This is a genomic window from Armatimonadota bacterium (assembly GCA_018268395.1).
Taxonomy (GTDB): domain Bacteria; phylum Armatimonadota; class Fimbriimonadia; order Fimbriimonadales; family Fimbriimonadaceae; genus JAEURO01.
Window position 1 is genome coordinate 46,772 of sequence record JAFDWQ010000012.1, and the last position, 15,518, is coordinate 62,289.

Here is a 15,518-nt window from a genome sequence, read left to right on the forward strand (position 1 = left end):
CCTTGCGGGCACGGGACGCGTTCCGCAGGCGAGGATTCCAAAGAAGAACCCATGAAAAGACTCGCTTCCTTGTTGCTCGTTCTCGCCGTCGCCGCGTTCGCGGCCGCTTTCATCGTCTTTCCGAACACGATCACCGTGACCCGCGGCAAGCTGGTTTCGGGGAACGTGAACAGTCTGGTCTCCAGCGACGACGACCGTCTCGTCGTGCAGATGGGACCGAAGCTGTCGTTCTACGATGCTCCCCTCGACCTCCAGTTCGACGCCTTGTGCAGCACTGACACGCCGAGCGTCCTGCTGCTCGACCTGGAGACCAAAGCCAACGCGGCCGGTCTCGTCCAATACGTCGAAATGTTCGAGTGGCAGTCCGGTCAATGGGTCACGCTCGACGTCCGGCCCGTCTCCACGACCGACCAGACGACTCAGTTGAACATCCCGACGTGCTGGCGGTTCGCGAAGCCGGGGACAGGACAGATGAGGCTCCGCTATTGGGTCTCCAACATCGGGCCGGTCACGATCCCGAACTGGAAGGTCAGTATCGACAAGCTCAACTGGGACGTCGACCCCCAGTAAGACTCCTTCATCTCAGAGACACGACGGCCCGCCTCTTGGCGGGCCCGTCCGTTTTCGGGCCGAACAGAATGAGGGGGACGAGGAAAGTTCAAGGGGCGGGACCGCAAGGCGACGAGCACCTTTGGAGGGTCGAGATCCGGTGAGACCGTGATCCGGGAGCCGGAGTGCCGACAGCGACACCAGGAACTCCCCAAGAGGGCCTGGCGTAGACTTCGAACGTGGACGGTCAAATGTCACGCCGGAACATGCTCGCCGCTTCGGCGACGGCACTCGTCGCTCCTAGCGTCTTGGCCCAAGAGCGGGCCAAAGAGGCGGAGTTCACCCGCGACTATCCCGAACCGGGCTTCAAACCGTCCTGGAAATCGCCTCAGACGAACAGGACCCTTGTGACCGACTTCGTGATCTACGCGCACTCGGACCTGGACATGACCAAGAAGCTCCTCGATCGGGACGCGAGCCTCGTCAACGCCTTTATGGACTGGGGGTCTGGAGACTGGGAGTCAGGTCTGGGCGGCGCGTGCCACATGGGACGGCACGACATCGTCAGGTTCCTCCTTTCGCGCGGGGCAAGGATGGACGTCTTCTGCGCGACGATGATGGGGCAGCTCGACGTCGTCAAGGCGATGCTGACTCTGGAGCCCAAGTTGATCGATTCGCGCGGCCCGCACGGCTTTTCGCTGCACTTCCACGCGCAACTCGCAGGGAAGGACGCCGACCGGATGGTGGAGTACCTCCAGAGCGTCAAGAAGGTGGAGTTGAAGCCGAACCCGTTCGTCAAGAAGGACGGCGGCTGACTCTCGGAAGGGAACGGCCCCTGGTTTCACACCGAAAGCAGGGGCCGAACCTGGTTCAGGACCGTCGTCTTCGCCTGAGCGCAAGAGCGCCGAGACCGAAGGCGAGAAGCGTGGCGGGTTCTGGCACGACGTCGGCCTGAATGTCGTCCATGACCGGCGCGAGGTTGTTGCCGAACTTGATGCTCGCGATCCCGTTTCCGGTCGACTCCCAACCGAACCACACCATCGCGTTGCTGCCAGTGCCGAACGTGTCGCTCCCCATCAAGGCGCCGGCCGCGTCGTAGAAGTCCACGGTCGTGATGCCGTTCAGGTTGGAGTCGGACGCCATATAGCCTCCGAACCTCTTCACGGCGGTCGTGAAGTTCAGGTTGACGTCGATCGGGCTCCCATTGTTGTAAAGTCCGAGTCCTTGGTCGCCCGATGTGGTCAGCGCAGAGCCATAGCCGCCGAGGCCCCATGTCGCCACGTTGACGTCGTAGATCCAGACTTGGGCGCCGCCGTTGCTGGCGAATGTGGCGCCGCCGCCCATGACGGCGAGCGAACCGAGGCCGCCCGTCGAGTTGTAGTCCTGGTAGCTCTCAAAGTCGTCGTTCATCGAACCGACGAACGGCCCGATAGGATTGATGACGGCGTGAGCGGACACGGTCGCCAGCACGAGGGCAGACAGCATTGCTGTTCGAGTTAACATGTTTTCTCTCCTGGCGTTTGGCGCCGCCTCTAATGTACACGCAAAAAAGGGGAAACGTTCGGACACGGCCCGCCGTTTTCCAAGTGCCCTTGCGGGTGGCATGACCAAGTTGGCTGCCTCCAGACTCCGGAAACCACCTCATGCCGCACGCCGCCGAACTTAGTCTGGAGGCTTCGTCCGTACCCACTCGAAGTCTAGGCACATCGTCGTGAAGACAACGCCGGCATCCGGGCCACCCCGGTTCTGGTCGTGCCGACACTTGGCCAAGCAGGGGGAAGGTTACCGCCGGAGCAGTCCGTCAAGCCTCCAGACGAGGTTGGCTTCTCGTCGCCAGCGCGAGAACTTTGGAGTCTGGAGGCAGCACCAAGGAACATCTCCAGGTGAAGCGGCGCTGAATCGGCCGTAGCGGCCCCGGTAACGGTTCTTCGGGGGACCGTCGTTTACTTGACCCATGTTTCGCTTATCGAGAGGAGCGGCGGCTTGCGCGGCGGCCGCAGCGTGTGGCCATGCCTTGGCCTACGTCAACATCGAGGACTTCACGGTGGGATCCTTCACCGTAGACGCCACTCACGGCTACAGTAAGGGACAGACCGGTCTGGACACCGACCACTCCGTCTTCGGCAAGAGGGGGTGGTTCATCGGAGGTATCGGAAACCCTGAGAACGCGACACTGACGCTTGACGTTCGCGACCATGAGCAGAAGCTCAGCACGACGTCCGATCTGCTGACATACGACATGAGGCTGGGCCTAGGGGTCAGCGGCAACGTCCTCATCGATCTCAGCCGCGAGACGAGCGTCCTCGTCGACCTGTACACTGATCCCCCTCAGCACTTTGCCGATCAGTGGTCGATGCTTATCACCGATGTGAACGGAGTTGACACGAGCAACGACGGCTGGCTCCTCCGGCCCGGGGGCATTCGGTTCGACATCGACTCGTTCTCAAGGCAAATCGACTGGTCACGTGTACGAAGCATAGAGTTCACGGAAAACATGAACCACAGTACGAATCCGCAAGTGTACTCCGTGACCCACATTTATGCAGTGCCCGAGCCTTCCCTCGCATGCCTTGGGGCGCTGCTTCCCGTACTTCTCAGGAGGAGGACGGGCAGCGCCTCGCGCCCTTAAGGGAGTCGCCCAGAAGGTTGGTTGTCTGCAAGAACGACCCAATGCGGATCGTCAGACTCGTCGACGTAGAACAGGAACTCCGAGTACCGGTCCGCCGCGTCGATCACAGACAGGTTCGAGCCGCCTACCTTGACGAGGATCGTGTCCCCGTCGAAGTTGAACACCCGGACGGAGGATCCGCGAGGAACTTTCGTCACATCGGTCGAAAGCGTGATCGTGAGCTCGTCGAAGTCGGTGCAGAGGATGTTCCTTGCGTTGCCGCCGATCCAAGTGAAGTCGTCGTTCTGCACCTCGAAACGCTCGGGCTGGACGACGTTGTACCAAACAGGGTCGACGAAACCCATGACGGCGGGTGGCCCGACCACAGGCGTGTGCGAAGCGCCTAAGGGGTAGAAAGCCCGGATGGCGGAACGGGCGAGGAGGCGCGTCTTCAACGATCCCGGCCACGCGCACGAGCTCACCTTTTCGACCTACCGCCGCAAGCGCCTGCTTGAAGACGAGACCGTCTGCCGCGCCTTCCTCTCCGCCCTCGACGCCGCCCGGAAGGAGCACGCCTTCCAGGTCTGGGCGTACGTGCTCATGCCCGACCACGTCCACCTGCTCCTCTTCCCGACCGGGCTGGAGGATTCGATGGCGGGGATCAGGCAAGCCGTGAAGCAACCCGTAGCCAAGTTCGGCCTGGCGACGATGAGGGAGCTCGCCGACCCTCGCCTTCAGCAGCTCCACGACGGCCGCAGACCGCGCTTCTGGCAGCCCGGCGGCGGCTACGACCGGAACATGCACTCGTCGAAGGCGTGCCGGAAGAGCATCGGCTACATCCACGACAACCCCGTCGTCGCGGGTCTTTGCGCGCACCCTTGGGACTGGGAGTTCTCCAGCGCGGCGGCCTATCGGGGCGACGACTGTGACTTCCAGGTGGACTTCCCGACGCTATAAGCGCTCGCGCACACGCCTGTGGGCCGAGATTCCACCGGGCGTGCCGTCTCCCTGCGTAGCCCACAAGCGTGCCACCCAGGAGGAGGTCACCCTGAGTCTTGCCACCCGTCGTATACTCAGGGTATGCATTTTTTGGTGAGAGGATCACTAGTAGCAGTACTATGCGTCGTTGCCGTCTCCGAGTCGGACGCCTTCATCATGATCGACGACCTGACGGGCGGGGACTATACGACCACGATCACGCACGGGGTCGACTTCCATTTCGTCGACGGCCTGGACAAAGCGCACACGGCTTGGGGGAACAGGCAGACGATGCTCGACGTTGTGGCGAACCCTCGGGACACACCCATCACGCTGTCGGTAGGCGGCGGCCAGATGAAGACGACCATTCCGCCGGGCACTGGTGGGATGTCGACACGGCTCAGATTGGACTGGGGGCTGGGGAACCACCCCCTGGACATGGACTTTTCCAAGGAGACGGAGATCTGGGTCGACCTGAAGGTCGAAAACCCGGACGGACGGTTCGCGAGCATTTGGTCCGTTCGGGCGATCAATGCGGACGGTACGAGCGGATCCAATGGAGGTTGGCTTTGGCGCCCTGGAGGCATTAGGTTCAAGCTGAGCGGGTTCACTGGCCACTTGGACTGGTCCGCGGTCAGATACCTCAGCTTCACCACTGACTTCGACCCGCCCGGCTATCCAGAGAGCTACAAAGTGACAAGGATCTACGCAGTGCCAGAACCGCATACGGCGGTTCTGGCACTGCTAGGATTTTCCACCGTGATCCTACACCGGCGAAAACATGGAGACGGACGCTAGCTCCTCGTCCCGACGTTCGCCTGTGTGACCAGCCACCTTCCGGTGCCGCTATCGTTGTAGAAAACGAACTCAGCTCCTTGGTGTTGCGTTAGGAGCACGTCGTTCGTTCCACCGAAGTCCACCGTCACGGTGCCGATCGTGTTCGAACTAGGCTTCCAGAAGACCCGTACGACGGTTCCCGGCACGATGTCCGTCAGTGACGTAGGAAGGTTGATCGTGTAAGGCAGCGATGTGGCCGTACAAATGATGTTCTTCTCATCGCCCACCGCCCATGTGTGCGGCGAGGCCCCTAAGCTTGGAAGCACGCGTTCGGGCTGATGAAGCATGTACCAACCGTTGGCCATCCGGCAAACCACACCTTGCTGGACCTCGTCCCAACACAACTCTCCGTCAGCTAAGTCGTAATCGCCATTTTCGTCGTAGGGGTTCTTCCAACCGACGTTGACCTCCTGGTCGGCTGTCTGATCCGGATTCAGGTTCGGTATCTGCAACCTCCCGACCGCCTTTATCGAAAGGCTGTTCACGCCCCAGGCGAAGTCGCCTCTGACCGCTGTGTTCGTGTCAGTCCTGACGAACCCCGTGTTCCTGAGCCCGTCTTCGGCGATGTAGCCAGTGACGACTGGGGGGTCTCCTGCGATGGTCGGCGTGCTTCCCCACGCCTGTTGCCAAAACACCTGCCACTGCGCCGCCCCTTCGTCTGCCTCGATCAGAAGGGCCAAATATGGGTGCGGGTCGCCCGGATCCGAAAGAACCTCGACGGCTTCGACCTGCGCACGCAGCGTCATGAGCGTCGTCTCAGAGAAGGAGTTCACGCTCGTCAGGACGATCTGGTCGAAGACCGTCGAAGTGTCGATCGTCCCGTCCACCTCCCGAACGAGCGAGAACTTGACCGTACCGCTGACCCGGCAAAGGCACTGGTAGGTCACGAGCTTCAGACCGGGCGCAGACAGGTCGATCTGGAATCCGTCCTCGTCAAACGGCTGCCAGAGCTTCGTGTCGTCGAGAAGGGCCATGAAGAACGCCTCGGGACTGGGCGAGAGGTCCGGAAGGTTTGAAGCGCCCGCGTAAGCGCCCCACTTGGCGAACCCGAAGAGCTTGTCGTCGGCCTGCTCTAGCACCCAAGGTGAGGGCATGGTCACGCCGTAGCCACCGAGGTTCAACGCCGAGGGACCATAGTCGAGACCCACGAAGTCGGCGTTCCGCAAGATGTTCACCCGCGGCCCGGTCTGGATCCACGGCGTGTCCTGCCAGGCGTTGCGGAGCGACTGCATCCTATTGCCCGGCACGCTCGGCTCCATCGAGAACTGACGCATGTAGCTGTCGTTCGTGTAAGCCGCGATGAAGTCGCTCTTGTAGCAGCGCACGAACTCGCAATCGAAACTCTGTCGAACGAGCGCGCCCACCGCTAGGAACCTGCACTTTTCGAAGACGCACCGCAGCCGGTCGCCCGGCAGCGATTCGAAGACGAGGTTTCCCGCGCCGGAAGCCCCGTATGTCGGCCCGGTCGCGAAGGTGCAGGTGTCGACAAAGAGGCCGTACTGCGTCCCGCTCGCCTCGGTCGTCGGCCCATCGTCGTTGTTGTCGAAGCCCTTGACCAGTACCCGGTCGTCGCCGGTGGCGACCGTGAACTCCATGCCACGGACGATCACGTCCATGTTGTTGTTGAAGCTCTGGCCGTTCAAGCAGTCATAGTCGAAGAGCCGTCCCAGGTGCTCGATCCTGCCGCCGACGATCTGCAGCGCCCCCGTCCCCCGCCGTAGCTTGATCAAGGTCCCTCGGCCGACGATCTGATCGATCGGAACGTTCTTGAACGTGCCGTGCAGGTTATAGGCATTCAGCCCGACGCCACGGTCTCCCATTCTATCGAACTGAAGATAGACGCCGGTCTCGTCGAGCGCCATGTTCCAGCCGTCCAGTTCCTGTTCGAAGGCCTGTGGCGCGTTCGAGTAGTAGCCCCGGCGACATTCCGTGCCGTAGATTCGGGAGAGGCGGGTCTGTTCCCCGTTGTCGCCCGAGCCCTTGAGCAACCCTACCGCGGTATCGACGAAGTTCAGGTAAAGCCGTTCGACGATGTGGCCCACGAACTGGCTTGACACGAAGACGATGCCGAACGAAGCGAAACGCCTTGTGTCGTCGACTGCGACGTCGTCGACGATACGCGTGTTGTGGGGGTTGCCTTTCAGGGTCAGGTTCTCGACCCTCATGCGGACGCCCGCACTACGCCTGAAACTGATGATCCCGCAATCAGGGAAGCAGTGCACGAACGTCGGGTATTTGGGGTCGTCCGGATAGTCCGTGTCGACCGCCAGGATTTCACCGACAAAAGCTTCCTCCGGCGGCCCGCCTTCAGGTTGAACCTGAGCGGCGCGATTTGAGAGGCGACTTTCGTCTTCTGGAGCACGACTTTCGTCTTCTGGACCACGACTTTCGTCTTCTGGACCACGACTTTCGTCTTCTGGACCACGACTTTCGTCTTCTGGACCACGACTTTCGTCTTCTAGAGCACGATTTTCCCTTTCTGGAGCACCACTTTGTCGACGGGTGGCCCCACCGTGACGTGTGAAAGATCAATGGTCGGGCCGCCCGGCGGTCGGGCCGCACCGAGCCGCCGAAGGACAGGGCTCAGGATTGCGCTTGCGCCGCGGACTGGGCCGCCTGTTGAGCCTTGCACTTCATGTCCCAGAACCACTCGTTCGTCCAGATCGCGCGGGTGCACATGTTCACGCACACCTCCTCGAGGTATTCCGGTGCATAGAGGCCGTTCGGGACGAACTCGCGGAAGGCGAGCTTGCCTTGATGGCCGCACCACGAGCCGAGCGTATGGCAGCGCTTATACTCGGTCTTCTCGTACGTGTTGAGGTCAAGGACGAGGTGCCCGATCGCATCGACGGACAGGTGCATGGGAACGCTCAGGGTCACGTGGAGACCGTGACCGAGGACCGGGTGAGGCTCGTCTGTCCGGATCTCAAGGACCATGGAGTCTTGACCGCCGCAGACCCAATCGAACTCGGCGCGCAACCCTGAGCCTGGCAGCAGTTCGAAGCGCCGCGCCTCCCGTTCCATCACCCAACCGGCTTGTTGCCAACTGGGGTCGGTCGTCCAGACGGACTGCGGATCGCCGCTTGTGAGAGTGCCCCGGCCGGGATCGGCGATCAACGGATCGGGTTCGACGCGGAAACCGACGTGCGGATGGGCCGAGGTCGCGAGCGTGGCGTGGAACAGCGCACTGAGCCGACGGGCCATTTCGTGCGCCTGCGACATTTGCAGCGCGACCGCCGACGCGAACGTGCGCTTCAGCCACTCTTGGTCGTTCGTCGCATAGACGCCGCAGAAGAGGCGGAACGTGTCGGACGGTTGGTCGTAGACGGGCCCGCTGAACGTGCACTGGTCCATTTCGTGTTCCAGCGCGACCGCCAGTTCTTTCAAGTGGCCCCGGCCTTTGAGAAAGTCCGTCTCGGCCGTGACGCGGTAGACGCTGTACGATTGCCGGAACACCCCCATGTCCGTCCGGACCGTCGTCGCGAAGTCACCGCCCCAATAAACGAATCCGTCGCCCGTGTCGAGCAGATACGTGTCGTCGATCTTCAGGAGGTCGTAAACGTCCGCTACGAACTCCTCGCCCAGGGTCTGGCGTTGTTTCCAAGACACCCTCGATTTGCCTCCTGGTACATCTTACGTTATCGCAGGGCGCGAGGTGGCGTCCTTTGTCAGAATCTTTGAAGCGCCTGGAGGGCCTCGGGAACGCGGGGACGAGGGCCGGGTGTTTCCTGGAGCATGGCCAGAGCCGTCGCCTGGAGGACCTTGACCGTCGCCGTGTTCTTGGGACTCGTGGGCGAAACGCTCTTCTACGACGCGCCTTGGGGTCTGAACGTGCTCCTTTGGACCGTGTTCCTTGTCGGAGCGAGCCTGCTGACGGCCGTCACGTCCGGAGGCGTCCCGACGGTGTCGGCGGTCGCGCTCTCCTTGGCCGCACTGGTCTTCGGCGCAGGCTTCGCCGTCAACGATTCCTGGGGGATGTCCGTCGTCAACGTGTTGGGTCTTGGCACGTGTCTGGCCCTCTTGACCACCCATTCTTGGGGACGGCGGATCCGGGACATGAACGTCCTGGACGCTTCCGTCGGGGTCATGACGACGTGGCTCGGCTACGTGGTCGACGCGTTCGTCCTCTTCTTCTCGGAACTGGGTTGGACGGAAATGGCCCGGAAGGTGAACACCAAGCAGGCTGCCCCTTATGTCAGGGGCCTTCTCGTCGCGGTGCCGTTGATCCTCGTGTTCGGTGGACTGTTCGCGTCGGCCGACGCGGTGTTCCGGAGTTACGTCGCTCGGCCGTTTTCATTTGACGGCATCACCGGAGCCATGCACTTCGGCCTGTTCGTGACGTTCTTCGTCATCGGTGCCGGCGTCGTCCGGAGGGCCGTCCTTGGCGAGCCCGTCGCGGACTGCACGATCAAACCCTCGGACCAGGACTGGTCGAAGTACTCGACCGAGGCCTCGGTGGTCCTTGGAGCCTTGAACCTCCTGTTCGCGGGCTTTGTCATCGTCCAGTTTGGGCACCTGTTCGGCGGCAGAGGGACGGTGGGGACGCACGCCGGCCTCAGCTACAGCGAATACGCTAGGGAAGGGTTCTTCCAGTTGGTGACGGTTGTCGCCCTTTCCGTCCCGCTCTTGGCCCTGGCCGACCGCGTCTCGAGCGGGAGACCCCTGTCCCGATGGCTGTCGCTGGCGATGGTCGTCCAACTCGGTGTCGTCATGGCGTCGGCGTTCTTGCGCATGGGGCTCTACGTGTCGTACGCGGGCTTGTCCGAGTTACGGCTTTATCCGAGCGCCTTCATGGTGTGGCTTGCCGTGGTCATCATCGCCGTGACGCTGAAGTCGGTCACGGGAAAGGAAGGGCGTCCCGTCCTTACTTCCGTTGCGGCCGCGCTCGTGATCGGGATCGGGTTGAACGTCTTACGGCCCGGCGTGTTCATCGCCGAAACGAACTACCGTCTCGCCAAGTCGCCGGAACAGGTCGATACGGACTACCTGATGACGCTCGGCGCCGATGCTGGGCCTACACTTGTCCGGACGCTTCCTCGTCTGACCGGGGACAGAAGGCACCAGGTCGCGGTCTGGCTCCGGAACACCGCGGACAGCGGTCGCACGGACTGGCGGGGCGCGAACCTGAGCCGGACCAGCACGGTCGCCGCCGTCGCGGACCACCAGGACATCGTCGATCCGGCCCGGGACGGAACCTTGAGCCGGCTCGACCGTTAACCGACCGCAGGCGCCGGGGACTCGGCTTGGAAGACGAACCCCCCGTCCTTAAAGTCGACGACGACGCGCTGGCCGTCCCGGACTTCTCCCGACAGTAATCGGACGGCGAGCGGGTTCATGACCTCTTTCTGGATCGCGCGCTTCAACGGCCGCGCTCCGTAAACCGGGTCGTACCCGGCCGTCGCGAGGTGCGTGAGCGCCTCGTCCGTCAATTCGAGCTGCACTTGCCTGTCGGCCAAGCGGCCGGCTAAGGCGGCGACCTGGATCCGGACGATCTTCCGGATCTCGTTCACGCCCAAGGACCGGAAGACCACGATGTCGTCCAAACGGTTGATGAACTCCGGCCGGAAATGCGCCCGGAGCTCCTCCATCACTCGCGCACGGACGGCGTCGAACTCGTCGCCGCTTAAAAACCCTTCGCCGTAGTGGTGCGAGCCGATGTTGCTCGTCATGATCACCACCGTGTTCTTGAAGTCCACCGTCCGGCCCTGACCGTCGGTGAGCCGACCGTCGTCCAAGACTTGGAGCAGGACGTTGAAGATCTCGGGGTGCGCCTTTTCGACCTCGTCTAGGAGAACGACCGAATACGGCCGACGACGGACGGCTTCGGTGAGTTGCCCTCCTTCTTCGTAACCGACATACCCCGGGGGCGCACCGATCAAACGGGCGACGGCGTGCTTCTCGCCGTACTCGCTCATGTCGATGCGGACCATGGCGCGCTCGTCGTTGAAGAGGAACTCGGCGAGGGCCCGGGCCGTCTCCGTCTTGCCGACGCCCGTCGGCCCGAGGAACAGGAAAGACCCGACAGGCCGGTTCGGATCGGAGATTCCGGCCCGGGCGCGGCGGATCGCGTCGGCGAGCAGTCGGAGGGCTTCGTCCTGGCCGACGACCCGCTTCTCCAAATGGCCTTCAAGCTCGATGAGCTTCTGCGTTTCACCCGCGAGCAACTTCGTCACGGGAACGCCCGTCCACTTGCTGACGATTTCGGCGACGTCGTCCGAGGTGACTTCCTCGCGCAACAGCCGCGCCCCGGTCTGGGACGCTTCCATCCGCTCCGATTCCTCGCGCAGCTTTTTCTGGAGGCTGGGTAACAGACCGTTCACGATCTCGGCCTCCCGGGCCAGGTCGCCGTCGCGCTCGGCGGACTGCAGCTCCATCTTGAGGCGCTCGATCTCGCCTTTGATCTCGCGGATCGATTCGATGTCGGCCTTCTCGCGGTCCCATTGCGCGCCAAGGACGGCGCGCTGGTCTTTCAACTCGCTTAGCCGCTTCTCGGCCGTCTTCAGCCGTTCTTGACTGGCTTCGTCCTCTTCCTTTTTGAGGGCGACGAGCTCGACTTCGATCTGTCGGATCTGACGGTCGAGGGTGTCGAGCTCTTGCGGCTTGCTGTCGATCTCCATCTTGAGGCGGCTGGCCGCTTCGTCGACCAGGTCGATCGCCTTGTCCGGAAGGAACCGGTCGCTGATGTAACGGTCGCTCAAAGTGGCGGCGGCCACGATCGCGCCGTCCGTGATCCGGACGCCGTGATGGACTTCGTACTTCTCCTTCAGGCCGCGAAGGATGGAGACCGTCTCGTCCACGCTCGGCTCGCCGACATAGACCGTCTGGAACCGCCTCTCGAGAGCTTTGTCCTTCTCGACGTGCTGTCGGTACTCGTTCAGGGTCGTCGCCCCGATGCAGCGCAGTTCGCCTCGGGCCAACATCGGCTTGAGCATGTTCGCCGCATCGAGCGAACCTTCGGCTTTGCCCGCTCCCACGAGGGTGTGGAGCTCGTCGATGAACAGGATCACCTGACCGTTACTGCGCTTGATTTCTTCCAAGACGGCCTTGAGCCGCTCCTCGAACTCGCCTCGGTATTTGGCACCCGCCACCATCGCGCCGAGGTCGAGGGCCACCACGCGCTTGTCGCGCAGACTCTCAGGAACGTCGCGGGCGACGATCCTTTGGGCGAGCCCTTCGACGACCGCCGTCTTCCCGACGCCGGGTTCGCCGATGAGGACTGGGTTGTTCTTGGTGCGACGGCTCAAGACCTGGACCGTACGGCGGATCTCGTCGTCACGGCCGATGACCGGGTCGAGCTTGCCTTGGCGCGCACGTTCCGTCAGGTCTTGGCCGTACTTCTCCAGTGCCTCGTACGTCGCCTCCGCGTTCGGATCGGTCACCTTTCGGCCTCCGCGGATGTCTTCGATCGCGGCGAGAAGCCCTTTCCGTTCCACTCCGGCTTTCTTGAGGGCGCGACCGGAAGCCCCCGCGTCTTCCAAAGCGGCTAAGAGGACGTGCTCGGACGAGACGTACTCGTCCCCCATGGCGTCCGCCTCCTTGAAGGCGTTGTTGAACAAGGTCTGGGTGCGGTTGCCGATCGTCGACCCGTGCATCGCGGCACCGCTGACTTTCGGCATGCGGGAACACTCGGCGCTCAACGTCTCCAGAAGAGGCGCCGTCGCGACCCCAAGACGCTCCAATAGGGAAGCGCCGACACTGTCCGGAGACGAGAGCACGGCCAGGAGCAAGTGCTCGGGCTCGATGGCCTGCGCCTCGAAGGTGGCGGCCGTTTTTTGCGCCTCCTGCAAGGCTTCTTGGGCGCGAAGAGTGAGTTTGTCCGTGCGCATATGAGTGCGTCACTGTCAAGTGACCTACCTCATATTACGTTAGGACGGGACGGAAGGTGCCAGACCGGAGGGGAACTTAGGTACCTCGGCGTATCACGGCTTGACCGCTGGGCCCTTGATCTCGGCCCACGTCTTCTTTTGTCCGTCGGTCAGGGTCGCGTTCACGACGCCGTCGAACTCCTTCTTCAGCTTCTCGATCTCGGGCATGATCTTCGCGGTCGCGTCCGCCAGTTCCGCTTGAAGCTGCTTGGTCAGCTTGTCCCGCTCCGCCTCGTCTGAAGGCTTCATCGCGCGGTACTTGTCGATGATCGGCTTCTTGGCCGTCGATTCGAGGTTGGCGACGCGTTGGCCGGTGGAGTTCCAGGCGTCGGTCAGTTTTTGAGCCTGGGCTTTGGTCAGGCCGATCTTCGCGACGACCACAGGGTCGAACAGGGCGACGACGCCGAGCTGCTGGACGGAGAGTTGGCCCCATCGGACGATCTGCTCGGGTTTGAGGACGGCCATGATCTTCGACTTGAGCGACGTCTTCGCTTCCTCGACCGATTGTTTCGCCTCGACCGGGCCGACCTTGCCGGCTTTGACGTCGTCAAGGATCGCCGTCATCCGTTTGGAATAGCCGCCCGCCTCTTGGTTCAGCTTGTCGCGCTGGGCGTCGGACAGCTTGATCTCGGCCTGGAGCTTCTTCGACTGCAAGAGCTCGACGCTCGCGACTTGCCGGTAGAACTCCTGATCGATCGACTGGGCGAAGGCCAGCGTCCCGAGGAGCAACAGGGGCAGCACCATGGTCCGACGTCCCATATCGGTTTTAACGCACCGTCGCCGCGACGGCTACTGCGGCTTGGGCCCGCTGGGCCCTGTTGTGGTCGTAGGTCACCGTCTCGATCGTCGCCTCGGGCACGGCGCGGGCAGCTTGGACGAGGAACTCCTCGCACGGATCGATGCGGTGGACGAGGATCTGAGGCATCTCGGTGCCTTGGGCCACGACCTGTACGGCGACTTCGTAAGACCCGGGGAACGATTCGATCAGTTTCTTCAACACTTCGAGTTGGGCTTTCTTGGCGCGGGTGATCCGCACGAACACCGTGCCTTCGACGGCTTCGTCCACAGGGCCGAGGTTGTCCGGGGCGGGCAAGAACGCCATCTCGTCGACCAAGACCTCGATCTGCTTTTCGCCGCCGCTGCCCGGGCGGTCGCGATGGCTGACCGTGCCCTTCAGCCGCACCACACTGTCCTTCTGGACCAGCCCTTTGAACTTGGCGTAGGTGGCGGGGAAGAGCGTGCAAGGGATCTGGCCGCTCAGGTCCTCCAGGACGATCGACGCCATCCGCTCGCCGCGGGATCGCGTCACGATCTCGCGCACGTTGGCGACGACGCCCGCCAACCGAACCGTCGTCTGCTCGTCGAGTTCAGGCACAGAGACGCACGTGTGGCTCGCGTTCTGCGCCAGCGACCGCTCGTAACCGCGCAACGGGTGGTCGGAAAGGTACACCCCCATCACCTCCTTCTCGAGCGCCAAAAGCTGCGACTTCTCGAACGGCTCCATGACGGGCAGTTGCGGATAGGCGAGCTTATCCTCGGCCGGCCCGCCGCCGAAGAGGTTGTCCTGACCGGCGAGTTTCTCCTTGAGGTTGATGTCGGCGAACGCGAGCGCCCCTTCCAAGTTGTCGAGCAGCACGGCCCGGTTGGTCTCGATCTGGTCGAGCGCCCCCGCCTTGACCAGCGCTTCCAGCGCGACCTTGTTGAGCCCGAACGGTCGCATCCGCTCGGCGAACTCGTAGAAGTGCTCCGAAGGCTTCTTCGTCCGCTCTTCGATGATCCGCCGCACGAGCCCTTCGCCGACGCCTTTGATCGCGGCGAGCCCGAACCGGACCGCTTTCGTCCCGTCCGCTGTCCGCTCGATGGAGAAGTCGGCGAGCGAGCGGTTGACGCACGGCTGCAGCACCGCGATCTTCTGCCGGCGGCACTCGTCGATGAAGTTCGTGACGCGGTCTTCCTTGTCCCGGTAGACCGCCATCAGCGCGGCCATGTACTCCACGGGATAGTTCGCCTTCAGGTACGCCGTCTGGTAGGCGAGGATCGCATAGCACACCGCGTGCGCCTTGTTGAAGGCGTAGCCCGCGAAGGGAAGGAGCAGCTCCCAGATCCGCTTCGCGACTGCCTCGCTGACGCCGTGCGCGGCGCAGCCCTCCATGAACTCGGCCTTCATGGACTCCATGACCGCGAGGTCCTTCTTGCCCATCGCTTTGCGGAGGATGTCGGCCTTGCCGAGGCTGAACCCGGCGAGCGCCTGCACGACCTTGAGGACCTGGTCCTGGTAGACGATGACGCCGTAGGTCTCTTCGAGCAGCGGGCGCATGCGCTCGTCGAGGTATTCGATCGGCCGGCGCCCGAACTTGCAGTCGATGTACTTCGGGATGTGCTCCATCGGGCCGGGCCGGTAGAGCGCGACCATGGCGGCGAGCTCGCGCACGTCCTTGGGCTTGAGCTCCATGATGTTGCGCTTCATCCCGCCCGATTCGAGCTGGAACACGCCCACGGTCTCGCCCCGCGAGAGCATCTCGTACGTCTTGGGATCGTCCGGGGGGATGTCTTCGACGCGGGTGGGGAAACATGTCGAAACTTGCCCGAGCGATGGAAGTCCGGGAGCCTCCGGGCGGGCTCCGGAAGTCTCCGGTCGGGCTTCGGAAGGCTCCGGTCGGGCTTCGGAAGTCTCCGGTCGG

General features: G+C 62.9%; 13 protein-coding genes. 6 read left to right on the forward strand and 7 right to left on the reverse strand.

The window, feature by feature from the left end:
* Positions 1-51 precede the first annotated feature (51 nt).
* Positions 52-570 (forward strand): hypothetical protein, encoded by a 519-nt coding sequence (locus JST30_17030; protein MBS1716033.1) that lies wholly within the window; start codon positions 52-54, stop codon positions 568-570.
* A gap of 218 nt (positions 571-788) precedes the next feature.
* Positions 789-1,364, forward strand: coding sequence for an ankyrin repeat domain-containing protein (locus JST30_17035; protein MBS1716034.1), 576 nt, complete (start codon positions 789-791; stop codon positions 1,362-1,364).
* Between the two features lie 55 nt (positions 1,365-1,419).
* On the opposite strand, the gene JST30_17040 is transcribed toward JST30_17035, so the two are convergent.
* Entirely contained in the window at positions 1,420-2,034 is a 615-nt protein-coding gene (locus tag JST30_17040) for a PEP-CTERM sorting domain-containing protein (protein ID MBS1716035.1), read from the reverse strand.
* Between the two features lie 529 nt (positions 2,035-2,563).
* On the opposite strand from JST30_17040, the gene JST30_17045 reads away from it, so the two are divergent.
* Positions 2,564-3,178 (forward strand): hypothetical protein, encoded by a 615-nt coding sequence (locus JST30_17045; protein MBS1716036.1) that lies wholly within the window; start codon positions 2,564-2,566, stop codon positions 3,176-3,178.
* Here JST30_17045 and JST30_17050 read toward each other — a convergent pair.
* A complete protein-coding gene (locus tag JST30_17050) occupies positions 3,175-3,612 on the reverse strand; it encodes a hypothetical protein (GenBank protein ID MBS1716037.1) in 438 nt (145 codons plus the stop codon). The genes JST30_17045 and JST30_17050 overlap by 4 nt on opposite strands.
* Between JST30_17050 and JST30_17055 the strand changes: the two genes are divergently transcribed.
* Positions 3,581-4,114 carry a transposase gene (locus JST30_17055; GenBank protein ID MBS1716038.1) on the forward strand — a complete coding sequence of 178 codons (534 nt, stop codon included), beginning with the start codon at positions 3,581-3,583 and terminating at the stop codon, positions 4,112-4,114. The genes JST30_17050 and JST30_17055 overlap by 32 nt on opposite strands.
* 123 nt (positions 4,115-4,237) lie before the next feature.
* Positions 4,238-4,933 carry a hypothetical protein gene (locus JST30_17060; GenBank protein ID MBS1716039.1) on the forward strand — a complete coding sequence of 232 codons (696 nt, stop codon included), beginning with the start codon at positions 4,238-4,240 and terminating at the stop codon, positions 4,931-4,933.
* Here the strand turns inward: JST30_17060 and JST30_17065 are convergent.
* On the reverse strand, positions 4,930-7,137 hold the full coding sequence (locus tag JST30_17065) for a hypothetical protein (GenBank protein MBS1716040.1): 2,208 nt from the start codon (positions 7,135-7,137) through the stop codon (positions 4,930-4,932). The genes JST30_17060 and JST30_17065 overlap by 4 nt on opposite strands.
* 418 nt (positions 7,138-7,555) lie before the next feature.
* The gene (locus JST30_17070; protein ID MBS1716041.1) at positions 7,556-8,581 is read right to left on the reverse strand and encodes a hypothetical protein; all 1,026 of its coding nucleotides are present in this window, start codon (positions 8,579-8,581) and stop codon (positions 7,556-7,558) included.
* A 126-nt stretch (positions 8,582-8,707) separates the two neighbouring features.
* Here JST30_17070 and JST30_17075 point away from each other — a divergent pair, with 126 nt between their 5' ends.
* Positions 8,708-10,189: a DUF4173 domain-containing protein gene (locus JST30_17075; GenBank protein MBS1716042.1), complete on the forward strand. Its 1,482-nt coding sequence runs from the start codon at positions 8,708-8,710 to the stop codon at positions 10,187-10,189.
* Here JST30_17075 and clpB read toward each other — a convergent pair.
* The 3 genes from clpB to dnaE form a co-directional block, all read right to left on the reverse strand.
* A complete protein-coding gene (gene clpB, locus JST30_17080) occupies positions 10,186-12,798 on the reverse strand; it encodes an ATP-dependent chaperone ClpB (GenBank protein MBS1716043.1) in 2,613 nt (870 codons plus the stop codon). The genes JST30_17075 and clpB overlap by 4 nt on opposite strands.
* Before the next feature lie 93 nt (positions 12,799-12,891).
* On the reverse strand, positions 12,892-13,596 hold the full coding sequence (locus JST30_17085; GenBank protein ID MBS1716044.1) for a hypothetical protein: 705 nt from the start codon (positions 13,594-13,596) through the stop codon (positions 12,892-12,894).
* 7 nt (positions 13,597-13,603) lie between these two features.
* Positions 13,604-15,518 (reverse strand): DNA polymerase III subunit alpha (gene dnaE, locus JST30_17090; GenBank protein ID MBS1716045.1); only part of this gene is annotated, 1,915 nt, incomplete at its 5' end.

Bases quoted from the DNA above. Each gene is read 5' to 3' on its own strand.
- JST30_17030 (MBS1716033.1), top strand. From the start codon at position 52: ATGAAAAGACTCGCTTCCTTGTTGCTCGTTCTCGCCGTCGCCGCGTTC.
- JST30_17040 (MBS1716035.1), bottom strand. From the start codon at position 2,034: ATGCTGTCTGCCCTCGTGCTGGCGACCGTGTCCGCTCACGCCGTCATC.
- JST30_17055 (MBS1716038.1), top strand. From the start codon at position 3,581: ATGGCGGAACGGGCGAGGAGGCGCGTCTTCAACGATCCCGGCCACGCG.
- JST30_17060 (MBS1716039.1), top strand. From the start codon at position 4,238: ATGCATTTTTTGGTGAGAGGATCACTAGTAGCAGTACTATGCGTCGTT.
- JST30_17065 (MBS1716040.1), bottom strand. From the start codon at position 7,137: ATGAGGGTCGAGAACCTGACCCTGAAAGGCAACCCCCACAACACGCGT.
- JST30_17075 (MBS1716042.1), top strand. From the start codon at position 8,708: ATGGCCAGAGCCGTCGCCTGGAGGACCTTGACCGTCGCCGTGTTCTTG.
- clpB (MBS1716043.1), bottom strand. From the start codon at position 12,798: ATGCGCACGGACAAACTCACTCTTCGCGCCCAAGAAGCCTTGCAGGAG.
- JST30_17085 (MBS1716044.1), bottom strand. From the start codon at position 13,596: ATGGGACGTCGGACCATGGTGCTGCCCCTGTTGCTCCTCGGGACGCTG.